This window comes from Psychrobacter sp. DAB_AL32B (assembly GCF_002224105.1).
In the GTDB taxonomy this organism is placed as follows: domain Bacteria; phylum Pseudomonadota; class Gammaproteobacteria; order Pseudomonadales; family Moraxellaceae; genus Psychrobacter.
Genome location: NZ_NEXU01000123.1, coordinates 1 through 15,625 on the forward strand (window position 1 = coordinate 1; position 15,625 = coordinate 15,625).

Sequence of the window (15,625 nt, forward strand, 5' to 3'; positions counted from 1 at the left end):
TTACAAGTTCTTATAACTACTGGTATCAGTATAGATTGACCCGCATTATGCTGATCTATAGCAGTTTTGACCTCTATAGTTTGGCAATAATCCGAACTTATAAAACTAGAGCTTACAAGAAATAAAATAATGTCAGCATTTGCAAGATTTGAATCTATTTCGCTTTTCCACTCATCTCCTGGCATAATTTTTCTGTCATGCCAAGACTCTATAAGATTACTTCTAATCAAAGGAGAAAGGTGTTCTTCTAGATCTTCTTTGTACTGCTCATCTTTATGTGCATAACTTACAAATAACTTAACAGACATTATAGAATCCTTTTATTTATTAAACACTCGCCCCAACTGCTCTCGCAACCGCAATCCCTTCCTCAATCGTCAAAAACTTACGCTGGCTTGGACTGTCTTTAAATAAAATCTCACCATCTTGGAATATCAGGCATTCATTAACGGCTAATTGCTGCCATTTTTCATTTTCAGTCAACGGTACAGTCACTAAGATAGTCACTTTATCTTTATCGGTCGTCACATCGCCAAAGTTAATCGCCAAATCATCATCAGCTAGCTTCGCCTCGCCAAATGGCGCTTTACGAGTCAGATAAAACAATAAGCTACCAGCATAAGCCAGCTGCCACTTACCATTCGATATTAGGCAATTAAATAAACCATTAGCCGATAAATAACGGCATTGGGTGGTTAAAAAATTAAATAGCGTTTGGTCATCAGGACGTGTTTTAAAGCTACTTTTAAGACGATTAACGAGATAACAAAAAGCCATTTCAGAGTCGGTTGAGCCAACCGGTTGGCAATGTGAGGCGTTACCATTGTCTTGCAGTCGTTGACAGCGTTTAATAAATTCGCTATTCATCTGCCCATTGTGGGCAAATACCCATTGCTCACCCCAGACTTCACGCACAAAAGGATGGGTATTCGCCAAACAGTTTTGCCCTTGGGTCGCTTTACGAATATGGGCGATGACATTCATCGCTTTAATCGGATAATTATTAACCAAATCAGCAACTGGCGATAAATGGCTGGGATGATTGTCATGGAACAAGCGCAGACCGGTTGAGGCGTTCTCTGCTTTGTCATTATTAGTGCATTCACTACGCTCAAAAAATGCAATGCCAAAGCCATCTTCGTGACTGTCGGTCATGCCGCCACGGCGACGAAATCCAGCAAAGCTAAAGCCGATATCGGTTGGTGTATTACAGTTCATACCTAAGAGTTGACACATTTATAAAGTACCGCCGTTATCGTCGTCTGATTCAGGCAAACTTGCCTCGTCCGTATCAATGCTATCCAAAATACGTTGAGCCTGCGCCAAATCGGTATCTTGTACCCACAGCACAATCCCTGAATTCATACCCGGCATCGCACTCAGCGGTTGTAGAGAAACCGTAATATCATTATTGCGTAGTAGATTGGCATGCAGCTCGCCTTGCATATTGGTGTCATAGCGTGCCAGTTTGTGCCAGTTATCAACTTGATCGGTCATGACAAATTCCTTTTAAATAGGTATAAATATAACTCGTTGCTATATTTTTAGTTGTTATATTTCTAATTGCAACCGAATCCTGATGACCAGTTAATTTGGTTTAACGGATAAGCATCGATATGAAATCCGTTTGGATAATCTTTAAAGCCAGGTTGTGATTTTAATTGCTCGATAGCGGCTTGCGCTTGGCGTTCAGTCACAAATACACCGATTAACTTAAAATATTCGACATCATTATTCTTATCATCGTCTTTGTAACGCGCATGCTCAAGTACAAATACAGTATTTTGTGCTTTTTCTACATGCGACCAATGATAAGCCGCTAAGCGTTTCATTAAGTCAGGATTTTTGACCATAATATTATCGCCGGTACGCCCTTCGGTACGGTTGTAATGGATAACGTTTAAGCGCAGTAACCAAAAGATGACCGCTGCTTTTGCGAGCATAACAGGCAAAGCGCGTTTTTCATCATCGCCAAGTGGGCGTTTAGACTCATAGCCTTGCAAGAAAGCAGCCATTTTACTGCGATCAAAATTGACTGACTCGCCTTGCTCAGCATCGCCCCACGTGGTACAAAAATCATTAATGGTAATGGCAATATCCATCACATAATGCTCAACACTGACTTCGGTAAAGTCTAATAAACCTGTAAGCCGCTCTTCACCTTTTTGCAGGTTCCATAAGGTGTTGTCGGCAAACATATCTAAATGGCATAAACCTTTTGGCAAGGTTGCAAGCGGTAAATCTGTGTAAGCACGCCAAATATCGCTCATTAATTTCGCTTCATCACCTGGCATAAACTGCCTTTCACGGTCGCGCACTTCCGCCCACGGATACAAAGGTACGCCGTAATCTTCGGCAGGCTGTAATGCTTGCAACGTTTCATGTAGCATCGCCAACGCTGCGCCAATCTCATGACACATCGCTTGTGTGGTTTGCTCTGGATGCGCCCCTGCTAAACAGGGTACAAGCGTAATCGCTTTATTGTCATAATGAATGACATAGCTTTTAGCATTACTATTTTTATCATCTTCTACCGCTTCATCATCAACCAATGCCAGCGGTGCAGCAACCGGTAATTTACCTTGCAACTGATTTAAAATAACCGCCATCTTTTCGATGTCCTCTGGTGGGCGCTCTTCAAATAATGTAAATACATAAGAGTGCGCGCCATCTACATCGTCAGTCGTCTGAATAAACCAGTTTGAGTTTTTGATACCTTGGGTAATCGGAATGGCGCGCGCGAACGATATGCCAAAACGTTGGCAAAAGGCGGCAAATTGATCATTGGTTAACTGGGTATAGACGGACATGACATCTCACTTTTGGCAATTGAATAAGAAGTTTATTAGCGTGAATTTAGAGGGTAATGACAATAATGATACTGCGATAAGCAATCTTTCGCTAAAAACGCATTAATTTGGCGAAAATCTGCCTGATATGCTGGTGATTTTGCTAGACTAGCACCTATAGAATGAATTGATTATAAGGCGAAAGACCCTATGTTAGCAAAGCGTATCATTCCTTGTTTGGATGTTGATAATGGTCGTGTGGTCAAAGGCGTACAGTTTGTCGATATTAAAGACGCTGGCGATCCAGTCGAAGTAGCAGAACGCTATAATGAACAAGGCGCTGATGAAATTACTTTTTTGGACATTACTGCCACCAATGATGAGCGCGATACGACGTATCATACGGTTGAGCGTATGGCAGAGACGGTATTTGTGCCATTAACCGTCGGTGGCGGCGTACGTAAAATTGCCGATATTCGTAATTTGCTTAATGCTGGCGCGGATAAAGTGGCGATTAACTCAGCAGCGGTATTTACCCCTGAGTTCGTCGGTGAAGCAGCGCAAAAATTTGGTAACCAATGTATCGTTGTGGCTATCGATGCCAAACGTGTCGCTGACATGAATATAGACGGTATTATCGTACCGCGTTGGGAGATATTTACTCACGGTGGACGTAAACCAACGGGTATCGATGCCGTCGCTTGGGCAAGCAAAATGGCGGAGCTTGGCGCTGGTGAATTATTGGTCACTTCGATGGATGGCGATGGTACTAAAAAGGGCTATGATTTAGCATTAATGAAACAAATTACTAGCCGCGTCACTGTGCCAGTCATTGCCTCAGGTGGCGTCGGTAACCTACAACATTTGGCTGAAGGTGTATTAGAGGGTGGCGTCGATGCAGTACTCGCTGCCAGTATATTTCACTTCGGTGAGTATACTATTTTGGAGGCTAAAGAATATATGGCAGCACAAGGTATACAAATGCGTTTGTAAGACGTTGGTAAAATACAAATCCCGCTACAAAAAATGTTATCATAGCGCTAACTACTTATTATCATTTAGTTTTCGCTTATTTAATCGCTAACAATCAATAAAAACTTATATTGCTTAATAACTCTCATTTAGAATAAAGGACACCTTATGTCAAATTTACAACAGCAACGCAATGACGTGACTCATATCGATGGCAACTTACATCAAAATGAAGACGTTCGTATTGGTATCGTCGTCGGTCGTTTTAACGGTTTTGTCGTTGAATCATTGGTTGATGGTGCGATTGATGCACTACTGCGTCATGGTGTATTAGGTAGCAACATTACCGTCATTCGCGTACCTGGTGCTTTTGAATTACCACTCGTTGCCCAGCGTGCTGCTGAATCTGACCGCTTTGACGCTATTGTTGCCTTAGGCGCGATTATCCGTGGTAGTACACCACATTTTGACTTTGTCGCAAGCGAATCAGCAAAAGGCTTAAGCGCTGTAGCTATGGACTATAATATCCCTGTTGCCAATGGCGTTTTGACCACCGACAGTATCGAGCAAGCGATTGAGCGTGCAGGTACTAAAGCCGGTAACAAGGGCTCAGAAGCAGCCATGGTTGTCCTAGAAATGCTTGCTGTACTATCACAGCTAGATATTGAAGACGACAGCACTGACGCTTAGTATTATTAACTGCTAGATAGTATTTATTAGCTTTTAATTATTATTTAATTGCTATTTCAGCATCATTTTTATTAAGTTAATTGGGGCTATGGTTATTATCATAGCCCCAAGTATGTAATGTTAGTATCTAATATAAGTATCTAACATTATAAGTATCTAACATCAATATCCAAAACTGACTGGCGAAACTTGCCAGCCGACTACTATTTAACATCTTATTTTAAAACTTATTATCTTAAAAATTAGGTATAGACCCCTTATGACTGACCAACTCAAGCGCGCTATTAGCGCTGCGAAAACCGCACAAACCAATGATAGAGAAGCGGAAGCCACGCGTATCGCGAGCAGCAGTGCGGGTGATCAAACCTTCGATATGAGTGAGTCTTCTTACAAGACCAGTCACACCGCTATCCGTAAGGCGCGGCGCTTTGCCATGCAAGGTCTATATGAATGGCTCGTCACTGACCGCCGCTTTGATATCGATGGCAAGCTTGGCTGGAAGGCCAATGCCCCGCATGATATCGCTGCCCGTACACGTGCCACCAATGCCATGCATACCGTACATATCGGCTATTACCATGAAATGATGCGCGATATTCCAGAACAGATTGAGGCGCTAGACGCCCTTATCAGTCAGCATCTTGACCGTGAAATCGATAAACTGGACACCGTTGAACACGCCATATTGTTAATTGGTAGCTATGAGCTACAAAATCGCCTAGAGATACCCTATAAAGTGGTGCTTGATGAAGCGATGAAATTGAATAATCATTTTGGTGCCACTGATGCGCATAAACTGATTAATGCGGTTCTGGATAGAATGGCGATTGAGCTACGCGATATAGAAGTACAAGCCGATACCAAAGCCAATCTACGTACCTCTCAAAAATCGGCTATTAAGCAAGCTGCTGTACCTACTGCTACTCAAGTAGAAACAACTGAAAATGCTGTCGATACTGATAATAACAGTCAACCAACTGCTTCAAGTAAAAAACGTATCAGTGCCAATAATGCCAGCGTTAAACGTAATAGCGCCAGTAAAGCCAGTGCAAATATTAGTGATTATAAAGCCAGTAAACAGAGCGACGCTCAAAGCACGGTTGAAGAAACTATTATTAAACCAGCCAGCATTGAACCAGTTATCGCAGATAAAGCGAATGAGATTGCAGCTAGTGCCGAAAACATCGTCAATGATAAGCCTGTAGAAGAAAATATAGTTGACAGCAATGATAGCAATGACAGCAATGACAGCAATGACAGCAATGACAGCAATGACAGCAATGATAATGTTACAGCAGAGGTCGACTTACTTGACTCGAATAGCGCTAGTATTGATATAAAAAGTGTTGATACAAAACAAGCTGAATCAGAAAGCATCGAATTAAACGATGCTGATGCAAAAAGCCAAGACTAGCCATGAATGAATTTGAGCTGATTGAGCGTATATTTGTACAGATGCAATCTGCACAGTCATTGTCCAATAATGTCGAAAAAGGCATCGGTGATGATGCGGCAGTGATTGCATTGCCTGTAGGGGCGCGCTTAGTCAGTTGTATTGATACGTTGGTTCAAGGTCGACATTTTAGCGCTGATTGGGAACAAGTTAATAAACTGGCATTTGCCATTGGTTATAAAGCCGTCGCCGTTAATGTCTCGGATATTGCCGCCATGGGCGCAACACCACATAGTATTTTACTGGCGTTAGCGTTACCTAAACGCCTTGCCAATGAAAAGTGGCTGACTGAATTTGCCAAAGGTCTATTTCATGCCTGTCAGTTATTTGGCGTGGCTTTGATAGGTGGTGATACCACGCGCAGTGATAGTTTGATACTGAGTGTCAGCGCCCAAGGACTGCTTGCCGCAGACACACCAGCCGTCTATCGCTCAGGGGCGCAAGTCGGTGATAAAATCTATGTCTCAGGTGCACTTGGGGATGCCGCTTATGCGCTAAAGTACCCTGAAATTGCTGTAGGTATCGAACTAGCGCATCGTCTACATATGCCAACCCCACGTATTGCATTAGGCGCAGCATTGGCAAAAATCGGGGCAACTGCGATGATAGATATCTCCGATGGTCTCTATCAAGACCTTGGCCATATCTGCCAACAAAGCCGTGTAGGTATGCGCTTGAATCTTGAGCAGCTACCTACTAGCAAGCCATTAGCCAACGTTGATTTATCTGAGCGTTTATTATGTCAGTTGGCTGGTGGTGATGATTATGAGCTGGCTTTTACCTTGCCTGCTGATATCGAGCCGCCTGTTAGTAATAATACGCCTGTGACTTATATTGGTGATGTGATTGCCTTGATTGATAATAAAGATAGCAGTATAGATAATGTGACGTATCGACGTCCTCAGCTTTATTATCAAGGACAGCCGGTAACACCGACCCATCCAGCGCCGTTTTCTATTTGGCCTAATCTTACTGGTTACCAACATTTTGCAGGTTAACCCATGACTGATCACGACCTAGTTAAGCCCGACATCCGTAAAGCCAATGACTGCCCTCCTCTGCCAGTCAATGCCAGTATATTTGACCGCGCGGTTTATTGGCTCGGTCTCGGCTTGGGCAGTGGTTTACCGCGCCGTGCGCCCGGTACTTGGGGCACAGTTGGTGGCTTAATCGTCGCTATACCCCTGCTGAGCTTGGGTTTTGTGCCGTTTTTGATTGTCACACTTTTATCCTGCATCGTTGGCATCTGGATATGTGGTCGTACCTCAGATCTGATGGGTGGTCATGATGATCCCCATATTGTCTGGGATGAGTGGGCAGGTATGTGGATTACCCTATTGCCTTTGTCTTATATGGGCATTGCTAATGTTAATTTTTGGCAAAATATCTCGCAACCCTTTTCTATCGCTGCTCTGATTATCGCATTTATACTCTTTCGCTTTTTTGACATTATTAAGCCGCCACCGATTGGCTGGGCAGATAAAAAAGTCGCTGGCGGTCTTGGTATCATGCTGGACGATATTATCGCAGGTATTATGGCGGCGGCAGTTTGGGTTATTATTTATAATATAATCTTTTACTTTACAGATTAGCAGCGCATTTGTTTTATTTTTTAACCAGATAATTTTAACCAAACCGTTTTCATCATTTAGCATTGCTGTTAGCGATAGCTGAATTACAAAGAGGTCACGACATAGCGTTTTAGTTAAATGGCAATTTACGCTATAATCCCAAATTATATTTTGTTACATTTGTAGGGCTATTATGACATCTCCTCTTTCGGTAATTATCCTCGCTGCTGGTAAAGGCACGCGTATGCAGTCAGCTAAGCCAAAAGTGCTACAGACATTAGCTGGCAAGTCTTTATTAGGTCACGTATTAGACACTTGCCATCAATTGACGGTTGATGACACCATCATTGTTTATGGTTTTGGCGGCGAACAAGTACAAGCGCACATTGCCCATCAATACGCACATCTGCCCATTACTTGGGTCGCCCAAACTGAGCAGCTAGGTACCGGACATGCGGTCAAAGTGACTCTATCTGAACTACCGAAAGACGGACAAAGCCTCATTCTGTACGGCGACGTGCCATTGGTTAGCTGTCAAACTTTAGCGACACTACAGGCTGCCAATACTGACGGTATGTCTATGTTGACGCTAACGGTAAACAATCCATTTGGACTCGGTCGTATTAAACGTGACCAAGCGGGTAATATTGAAGCCATTGTCGAGCAAAAAGATGCCACTAGCGATGAGCAAAAAATTCAAGAGATTAATAGTGGAATTTACTGCGTAGACAATGCTCTGCTACACAAGTTTTTACCCAAGCTATCTAATGATAATGCGCAACAAGAGTATTATCTGACTGATATTGTCAAAATGGCGGTTGCTGATGGTATCACTATTGCGGCGATTGAGCCTGAGCACACTTTTGAGATTGAAGGCGTCAATAACCGCCAACAACTTGCCAGCTTAGAGCGCACATGGCAGGGTAAACTGGTCGCTGACTTACAAGAAGCTGGCGTCCAGTTTGCTGACCCTACTCGCGTTGATATTCGTGGTACCTTAAGCGCAGGTCAAGACGTGTTCGTCGATGTCGGTGTGGTATTTGAAGGCGATTGCACTTTAGGCGATAACGTTTATATTGAAGCTGGTTGTATCATCAAAAATGCCCAAATTGGCAATGCTTGCCATATCAAACCTTATTGCGTGATTGATCGCGCTGAAGTTGGCGCAGGCGTAGATATTGGTCCTTTTGCGCATTTGCGTCCTGAAACCATATTATCTGACAACAGCAAAGTCGGTAATTTTGTTGAGATTAAAAAATCAACTATCGGTCACGGTAGCAAGGTTAATCATCTAAGCTACATTGGTGATGCAACGATTGGTACTGGTGTCAACGTTGGTGCTGGTGTGATTACTTGCAATTACGATGGTGTCAATAAATCACAAACTATCATTGAAGATAATGCCTTTATCGGCTCTAACTCAAGTTTAGTAGCGCCTGTGACTATTGGGGATACCGCTACTGTGGCAGCCGGTTCAGTGATTACTAAAGACGTCGATGCTAATGCACTAGCCTTTGGTCGCGCTCGTCAAACACAGAAAGATGACTTTCAGCGTCCGACTAAAAAGTAATGAGTTTATTCATAGTTAAGTCGCTAATATCAAGGTTTGAGCAAACATAAGCAGCATGATAATTTTTATGATGCTGCTTATTTTAATATAGCTTGTATTAGGGAGCACTATTATGAAAACTATCTTATCTACTGTTTTGCTACTATCAACAGCTATGATGTCATTTTCAATAGCATCAGCTAGTACTACCCTAGAGTATGATGCAGAGTGCAAATACTATAATACTAATAAAGTATTAAAATATTCAGGTAAGTGCCATTTTAATTGGGGCGTTGGTATGGGAGTTGGTGATAGTACCTACCAGCGTTATATCATGACCTACCCTAATGGCAATGAAGTTTGGATATTTATAAATGATGATGACTCTGCTACTGTAAACGATATCCCAGCTATGTCATTAAAAGCAAAAAGAGGCTTTGAAAAAGTCATAACAAATCAAGGTGAAGTTTTTGAATTTACTAAAGGCTCAGAATAAGTCTGAAACCATATAAGCCTGACAATGTAAAAAATGAGCAGTACCGCAATGATTTGCAGTGCTGCTTATTCATATTTATAAATTCACTAAATATCACCCTATATCAAAACATTTAAGTGTTGAAACATTAAAGTATTGGAATATTAAAACATCGAACTTAAGGATTATTTATGTGTGGAATCGTTGGAGCAGTAGCTGAGCGTAATATCGCCAATATCTTACTTGAGGGACTCAAGCGTCTGGAATATCGAGGTTATGATTCAGCCGGTCTGACTGTTATTCGTGATGGCGAGCTCCATCGTGAGCGCCAAGTGGGTAAAGTTCAGGCGTTAGTCGATGCCGTCGCAGTAAATCCAGAGTTTTTTGATGGTCATATTGGTATTGCGCATACGCGTTGGGCGACTCACGGAGAACCTGCTCAGCGTAACGCGCATCCGCATGTATCCGGCAAAATCGCGGTGGTACATAATGGTATCGTAGAGAACTATGCCGAGCTGAAAGAAGATTTGATTGCCAAAGGTTACGTGTTTACCTCGCAAACCGACACTGAAGTCGTCGCTCATCTGATTAACGATATCTATAAAGAGACGCCTGACTTACTAGAAGCCGTTCGCGCTGTTATTCCCCTATTACATGGCGCATTTGCCCTTGGTGTTATCCATGTTGATTGCCCAGAAGAGCTCATTACAGTACGTTTAGGCTCTCCTTTGGTGATTGGCGTAGGTATTGGCGAAAACTTTATCGCCTCCGATCAATTAGCACTGTTACCAGTCACCAATCGCTTTATGTATCTTGAAGAAGGCGATATTGCCAAATTGACGCGTAATCGTATTCAGATTTATGCTGATGGTGTCGAGGTTACACGTCAAATACATGAAATTGACGCCGCACAACACAATGTGGACAAGGGCGAATTTAAGCATTATATGCTCAAAGAAATCTACGAGCAGCCCGATGCGGTCGCTCGTACTATCGAGATGGCATTAGATCGCGATGAGCCCTCTAAACTGCGCGATGATTTCTTGCAACGTCATGAAGCACAATTAAAAGGTATTAAGTACGTACAAGTGATCGCTTGTGGTACCAGCTATCATTCAGGTCTGGTCGCAAAATACTGGTTTGAGAGTCTTATTCGTGTACCTTGTTCGGTTGAGGTTGCCAGTGAGTTTCGTTATCGCAATCCAGTCGTGATCGATAACTCCTTAGTGATTTGTATTTCTCAATCGGGCGAGACTGCTGACACTTTATCTGCGCTACGTGATATTCAAAAACAGTCGCCTGTTGGGCTGGTTAGTTTGGCATTGTGTAATGTGCCGACCTCATCATTGGTACGTGAAACAGATATCTTCTTACCAACGCTTGCGGGTCCCGAGATCGGCGTGGCGTCTACCAAAGCTTTTACCACTCAGCTCGCTGCCTTGATGTTATTGTTATTAAAGGTAGGCGTCATCCAGCAGCGCATGACTGACGAAAACTTGAGTACGCTGATTGGTGAGTTACAACAGCTACCCAATCAGCTCCATGCCAGCTTACGCTTAGACGCGCCTATCAAGGTCATGAGTGAACATTTTGAATACAAAAAGAGCTGCTTGTTCCTAGGTCGTGGTTTACAGTTCCCAATCGCATTAGAAGGCGCATTAAAGCTTAAAGAAATCTCTTATATTCACGCCGAAGGCTATGCGGCAGGCGAGCTTAAGCATGGACCATTAGCTTTGGTGGATAAAGATATGCCTATCGTGGTGCTAGCACCTAAAGACAGTATGTTTGATAAGCTAAAAGCCAATATGCAAGAAGTGCATGCACGTCATGGTGAGCTTTTTGTATTTGCGAGTGAATCCAGTCAAATGGTCGCCGAAGATAGATTGCACGTGGTCTATGTGCCTGATGTTTGCGAGACGCTTGCACCGATTGTTTATAGCGTGCCAGTACAGTTGTTGTCATACCATGTGGCGGTGATGCGTGGTACGGATGTCGATCAGCCACGTAACTTGGCAAAATCAGTAACAGTTGAATAATGTTTACTATTTTTTATAGATGTTTGTAGGCGAGTACTTTATATATACCTATCATACTATTGTGTGATACTAAATCCTTTGCTATCTTATATTAAAGAGATGGCGAAGGATTTTTTTATGAGCAGTAATATTTATAACCAATCAAAGCAGCCCTTTATAAAGAAAGTAACATCCTACGACGGTTAATAAAACAGCAAAACATTTCTTCAACAGCTCTGGCGATAGTATATGAGCGACTTTTGCACCTAGCTTAGCAGTGAAAAAACTCATAATGCTAATCCCTAAAAAGGCATAAATGTGCACAAAGCCAATCGTATTGGGGACGTTTATATCCTCCTGCATCCCAAAAATCATAAAGCCTAAAGCGCCGGCAATGGCGATAGGCAAACCACACGCCGCTGAGGTGCCAACTGCTTTTTGCATGACCACCCCATAACGCGTGAGATAAGGTACTGTTAAGCTGCCGCCGCCGATACCAAAAATGGCAGAAGCGATACCGATAATTCCACCTGCTGCTAATTGCTTAGGTTTTGAAGGAAGTGCTGTATTAGCATTGCTAGTATCACCAGCATTGGTAGCATTGCTATCTACCGTCCTTTTGCCACCCATAAACATCTTATAGGCGACCCACAACAAAAATACACCAACGATGAGCTGAAGATACAGCCCAGATATCTGTCCTGCAATGCCTGCCCCTAAAAAACAACCAACCGCTAAGCCTGGTGCCAGATTTTTAAAAACAGGCCACATGACGGCGCCTTTTTTATTGTGTGCCATCAACGAGCTGATAGACGTGACAATAATGGTTGCCAGTGAAGTGCCTAAAGCCAGATGCATGATATTATCAGGACTGTAACCCATTTGGGTAAAGACGATAAATAACAATGGCACGATAATCGTTCCGCCGCCAACGCCAAAAAGCCCTGCCGCAAATCCTGCTAGAGCGCCTATTACTAAAAAAATGATTAATTCCACAGGATAGTTACTTCTCGTTTAAATGATTGGTTAAAGAGTTATTTCTGTTAAATGGCAATTTTTTAACGCTTTTCATGACTCAAGCGATTTCTACTTGACCGACTTGATGATAAGAACGATTAAAATAGACCAAACTTTCATTAGTTCCATCTTGTTGCTCGCTTTTTTGATCGCCATGCCTGACGGCGACCACACGACACATAAAGATACTATGCGTACCAACCTCTTGAATTTGCTCGATCTCACAATCAAAATTCACCAGTGCATCCTCTAACACAGGTGCACCGGTTTGTAATTGCGTCCAAGAACCGTATTCGAATCGCTCTTCTGAACTCAATTTGGAGGCAAATGCATTGGATATTTGCTCATGCTGTGCGCCCAACACATTGACACTTAGGATTTTATTGTCAATAAAATGGGCATGTGAGCGCGAGCTATGATTCATGCAAACCAGCAACGTAGGCGGCGTATCTGTAACGCTACATACCGCAGAGGCGGTAAATCCGTGCATACCAGACGGACCTTCTGTAGTAACAACATTAACCGCAGTTGTTAATAAAGACATGGCGTCTCTAAAATCAGTTGCTTCAATCATATCTTTCATCCTTGCTACATTCCCAAATTTGAGCTTAGTAAGTATTGGCACGTACTGATACTTACTTATAAATACTAGGCTATCAGTTCTTTACGAACGATTGCTGCGCCTGCGCTTAAAGCCGCAAGCTTACCGCGGGCTACTTGGCGAGACAACGGTGCCATGCCACAGTTAGTCGACGGATAGAGCTTGTCCGCATCGACAAATTGCAGGGCTTTACGTAGCGTATTGGCCACTTCTTCAGGGGTCTCAATAGTATTGGTTGCCACATCAATCGCACCGATCATCACTTTTTTACCACGGATCAATTCTATTAAATCCATTGGAACATGTGAGTTTTGACATTCAAGTGAGACAATATCAATATTAGACTGTTGCAGTTTAGGAAAGGCTTGCTCATATTGACGCCACTCTGAACCCAATGTCTTTTTCCAATCGGTGTTGGCTTTAATACCATAGCCGTAGCAAATATGCACTGCCGTTTCACATTTTAGACCTTCGATGGCACGCTCTAACGTGGCGATACCCCAGTCATTGACGTCATCAAAGAACACGTTAAATGCCGGCTCATCAAATTGAATAATATCCACACCCGCCGCTTCCAATTCTCTCGCTTCCTGATTCAGAATTTTAGCAAATTCCCAAGCCAATTTTTCACGGCTTTTATAGTGATTATCATATAACGTATCAATCATCGTCATCGGGCCGGGCAACGCCCATTTAATCGGCTGATTGGTTTGCTGACGTAAAAACTTAGCATCTTCAACGAATACTGGTTTTTGACGGCTCACCGCGCCAACGACTGACGGCACGCTGGCATCGTAGCGATCACGAATTTTAACCGTTTTACGCTTCTCAAAATCTACGCCATCAAGATGTTCAATAAATGTGGTCACAAAATGCTGACGGGTCTGCTCGCCATCACTGACGATATCAATGCCTGCATGCAGTTGTTCCTGCAATGTCAAACGCAGCGCATCTTGCTTGGCTTCAATCAATTGCTCACCCTCTAATGCCCAAGGTGACCAAATTTTCTCAGGTTCTGCCAGCCAAGAGGGTTTTGGTAAGCTGCCCGCGGTTGAGGTCGGTAATAATATTGGTGTCGGTGATAATGTTGTCATGTGATTCATCTTCTTATTAATTTGTATTCTATATTTCGGCTAGTTAAGCAGCGTATTTTTTAACAGTGTGGTTGGTCACCACATAGCTTGCAGCCCACTCTTCAAGAATGGCTTGGTATGGCTTGATGAACTGTTCTTCCGTAAATTTGCCTTGCGTCACCGCCATCTGGCTGCGCTCTTCACGGTCATACACAATTTGAGTCAATGAATAATCTTGGTACTTTAAGCTTGGCTGATACACTTGAGCCGCTGTAGAATTGGCATTGTAAATCTCAGGCCGATAGATCTTTTGGAAAGTTTCCATAGTGCTAATAGCACTGATTAGCTCAAAATCGGTGTAATCACTCAGCAAGTCACCCGCAAAATAAAACGCTAAAGGTGCAGCACTATCTGCAGGCATGAAGTAGCGAACTGTTAAGCCCATTTTGTGAAAATAATCATCGGTTAATGAATACTCATCCTGTCGGTATTCAACCCCTAATACCGGATGCTGATTGGCAGTACGGTGATAAGCTTTACTGGTTGACACGCTGAGGCAAATCACTGGTTGTTTATTAAAGTTGGCTTTATAAGCCTCTGAGCTCAATAAGTATTGAAACAGTTTGCCGTGTAAATCACCAAAATCTTCTGGCGGTGGAGATGATGGATTTTTATCGAAATGTTCTAACAGTACGACGCTAAAATCATAGTCGCGTACATAGGAGGAGAAACTGTTGCCGATCATACCGTCAATACACTTATTTTCTTTATGGTCAATAATTGTTGTTTTTAGCATCTCGATGATAGGGAATTCATTACCATCGCCTTCAATATCCATGTTTGCAGAAATAATATCAACATCAACAGAATAGCGGTCTGCAGTCGGATTATCCGAATGCGCCAAGGCGTTGAAGCGATTATTGATCATTCTTAACGTTTTGCGTAAGTTCTCTTGACGATGCTCGCCACGAGCCAAATTCGCAAAGTTAGTCGTTAGACGTGTGCTGTCTGCAGGATGATAGTTTTCATCAAAACGTATGCGCTTAATTGAACAGGTGAATTCTTTACTCATGGTGATTCGCTACCTTCATCTAATCTCGTTATCTGAGATAAAACCAAATTTGTGTATGAGGTAATCATACCTAAACCAAACCATGAATAAAAACGATGTAATCTAATTTAAAGATGAGTAAGATTCATGTTATTAAGTTGTTGGTAGGAAAGAGGATGAGATAGCGAAGAATTCATAACCAGAGAAATCAAAAAAACCTCTTTTGTGAACTGACCCCCATAAGTTGGACACAACTTATGGGGTATTTTTATGCGTTACACACTAGACTTCAAGATCGAAGTCATCGCATACTATCGGCAAGGACATACCGGACTTGCCACAAGTGAGAAGTTTAAAGTAGATTCGAAA

Annotated in this window: 16 protein-coding genes; 8 read left to right on the forward strand and 8 right to left on the reverse strand. The window is 42.7% G+C overall.

Annotated elements, in window-relative coordinates; all coding sequences use genetic code 11:
- The 4 genes from CAN34_RS13205 to CAN34_RS13220 all read right to left on the reverse strand — a co-directional run.
- Positions 1 to 308, reverse strand: a 308-nt coding sequence (locus CAN34_RS13205) for a toll/interleukin-1 receptor domain-containing protein (RefSeq protein ID WP_133063025.1), incomplete at its 3' end; no start/stop codon positions are given.
- A gap of 19 nt (positions 309 to 327) precedes the next feature.
- A complete protein-coding gene (locus tag CAN34_RS13210) occupies positions 328 to 1,236 on the reverse strand; it encodes a class II glutamine amidotransferase (RefSeq protein ID WP_079692864.1) in 909 nt (302 codons plus the stop codon).
- Entirely contained in the window at positions 1,237 to 1,497 is a 261-nt protein-coding gene (locus CAN34_RS13215) for a DUF2007 domain-containing protein (protein WP_089556036.1), read from the reverse strand.
- A gap of 62 nt (positions 1,498 to 1,559) precedes the next feature.
- Entirely contained in the window at positions 1,560 to 2,810 is a 1,251-nt protein-coding gene (locus CAN34_RS13220; protein ID WP_089556037.1) for a homoserine kinase, read from the reverse strand.
- A 189-nt stretch (positions 2,811 to 2,999) separates the two neighbouring features.
- On the opposite strand from CAN34_RS13220, the gene hisF reads away from it, so the two are divergent.
- The 8 genes from hisF (at position 3,000) to glmS (ending at position 11,535) form a co-directional block, all read left to right on the forward strand.
- Positions 3,000 to 3,782, forward strand: coding sequence for an imidazole glycerol phosphate synthase subunit HisF (gene hisF, locus CAN34_RS13225; RefSeq protein WP_089556038.1), 783 nt, complete (start codon positions 3,000 to 3,002; stop codon positions 3,780 to 3,782).
- 147 nt (positions 3,783 to 3,929) lie between these two features.
- Positions 3,930 to 4,451: a 6,7-dimethyl-8-ribityllumazine synthase gene (gene ribE / locus CAN34_RS13230; protein WP_079692868.1), complete on the forward strand. Its 522-nt coding sequence runs from the start codon at positions 3,930 to 3,932 to the stop codon at positions 4,449 to 4,451.
- A 259-nt stretch (positions 4,452 to 4,710) separates the two neighbouring features.
- On the forward strand, positions 4,711 to 5,865 hold the full coding sequence (gene nusB / locus CAN34_RS13235; RefSeq protein WP_089556039.1) for a transcription antitermination factor NusB: 1,155 nt from the start codon (positions 4,711 to 4,713) through the stop codon (positions 5,863 to 5,865).
- A gap of 2 nt (positions 5,866 to 5,867) precedes the next feature.
- Positions 5,868 to 6,902 (forward strand): thiamine-phosphate kinase, encoded by a 1,035-nt coding sequence (gene thiL, locus CAN34_RS13240; RefSeq protein WP_089556040.1) that lies wholly within the window; start codon positions 5,868 to 5,870, stop codon positions 6,900 to 6,902.
- A gap of 3 nt (positions 6,903 to 6,905) precedes the next feature.
- Positions 6,906 to 7,496: a phosphatidylglycerophosphatase A gene (locus tag CAN34_RS13245; protein ID WP_089556041.1), complete on the forward strand. Its 591-nt coding sequence runs from the start codon at positions 6,906 to 6,908 to the stop codon at positions 7,494 to 7,496.
- A gap of 172 nt (positions 7,497 to 7,668) precedes the next feature.
- Positions 7,669 to 9,045, forward strand: coding sequence for a bifunctional UDP-N-acetylglucosamine diphosphorylase/glucosamine-1-phosphate N-acetyltransferase GlmU (gene glmU, locus CAN34_RS13250; protein WP_089556042.1), 1,377 nt, complete (start codon positions 7,669 to 7,671; stop codon positions 9,043 to 9,045).
- A 112-nt stretch (positions 9,046 to 9,157) separates the two neighbouring features.
- Entirely contained in the window at positions 9,158 to 9,520 is a 363-nt protein-coding gene (locus tag CAN34_RS13255; protein WP_089556043.1) for a hypothetical protein, read from the forward strand.
- A gap of 170 nt (positions 9,521 to 9,690) precedes the next feature.
- Complete coding sequence (gene glmS / locus CAN34_RS13260; protein WP_089556044.1) at positions 9,691 to 11,535, forward strand: glutamine--fructose-6-phosphate transaminase (isomerizing); 1,845 nt, start codon at positions 9,691 to 9,693, stop codon at positions 11,533 to 11,535.
- Between the two features lie 141 nt (positions 11,536 to 11,676).
- On the opposite strand, the gene CAN34_RS13265 is transcribed toward glmS, so the two are convergent.
- From CAN34_RS13265 to CAN34_RS13280, 4 genes are all read right to left on the reverse strand, one after another.
- On the reverse strand, positions 11,677 to 12,510 hold the full coding sequence (locus CAN34_RS13265) for a sulfite exporter TauE/SafE family protein (RefSeq protein WP_089556045.1): 834 nt from the start codon (positions 12,508 to 12,510) through the stop codon (positions 11,677 to 11,679).
- A 79-nt stretch (positions 12,511 to 12,589) separates the two neighbouring features.
- Positions 12,590 to 13,105, reverse strand: a complete 516-nt coding sequence (locus tag CAN34_RS13270; protein WP_089556046.1) for a flavin reductase — start codon at positions 13,103 to 13,105, stop codon at positions 12,590 to 12,592.
- 74 nt (positions 13,106 to 13,179) lie between these two features.
- A complete protein-coding gene (locus CAN34_RS13275; protein WP_089556047.1) occupies positions 13,180 to 14,226 on the reverse strand; it encodes a methionine synthase in 1,047 nt (348 codons plus the stop codon).
- A gap of 43 nt (positions 14,227 to 14,269) precedes the next feature.
- Positions 14,270 to 15,277 (reverse strand): DUF1852 domain-containing protein, encoded by a 1,008-nt coding sequence (locus CAN34_RS13280; protein ID WP_089556048.1) that lies wholly within the window; start codon positions 15,275 to 15,277, stop codon positions 14,270 to 14,272.
- Positions 15,278 to 15,625: the final 348 nt, after the last annotated feature.

Excerpts from the sequence above, each read along its gene's own strand:
- CAN34_RS13210 (WP_079692864.1), bottom strand. The coding sequence starts at position 1,236 with ATGTGTCAACTCTTAGGTATGAACTGTAATACACCAACCGATATCGGC.
- CAN34_RS13215 (WP_089556036.1), bottom strand. The coding sequence starts at position 1,497 with ATGACCGATCAAGTTGATAACTGGCACAAACTGGCACGCTATGACACC.
- CAN34_RS13220 (WP_089556037.1), bottom strand. The coding sequence starts at position 2,810 with ATGTCCGTCTATACCCAGTTAACCAATGATCAATTTGCCGCCTTTTGC.
- hisF (WP_089556038.1), top strand. The coding sequence starts at position 3,000 with ATGTTAGCAAAGCGTATCATTCCTTGTTTGGATGTTGATAATGGTCGT.
- ribE (WP_079692868.1), top strand. The coding sequence starts at position 3,930 with ATGTCAAATTTACAACAGCAACGCAATGACGTGACTCATATCGATGGC.
- nusB (WP_089556039.1), top strand. The coding sequence starts at position 4,711 with ATGACTGACCAACTCAAGCGCGCTATTAGCGCTGCGAAAACCGCACAA.
- thiL (WP_089556040.1), top strand. The coding sequence starts at position 5,868 with ATGAATGAATTTGAGCTGATTGAGCGTATATTTGTACAGATGCAATCT.
- CAN34_RS13245 (WP_089556041.1), top strand. The coding sequence starts at position 6,906 with ATGACTGATCACGACCTAGTTAAGCCCGACATCCGTAAAGCCAATGAC.
- glmU (WP_089556042.1), top strand. The coding sequence starts at position 7,669 with ATGACATCTCCTCTTTCGGTAATTATCCTCGCTGCTGGTAAAGGCACG.
- CAN34_RS13255 (WP_089556043.1), top strand. The coding sequence starts at position 9,158 with ATGAAAACTATCTTATCTACTGTTTTGCTACTATCAACAGCTATGATG.
- glmS (WP_089556044.1), top strand. The coding sequence starts at position 9,691 with ATGTGTGGAATCGTTGGAGCAGTAGCTGAGCGTAATATCGCCAATATC.
- CAN34_RS13270 (WP_089556046.1), bottom strand. The coding sequence starts at position 13,105 with ATGATTGAAGCAACTGATTTTAGAGACGCCATGTCTTTATTAACAACT.
- CAN34_RS13275 (WP_089556047.1), bottom strand. The coding sequence starts at position 14,226 with ATGACAACATTATCACCGACACCAATATTATTACCGACCTCAACCGCG.
- CAN34_RS13280 (WP_089556048.1), bottom strand. The coding sequence starts at position 15,277 with ATGAGTAAAGAATTCACCTGTTCAATTAAGCGCATACGTTTTGATGAA.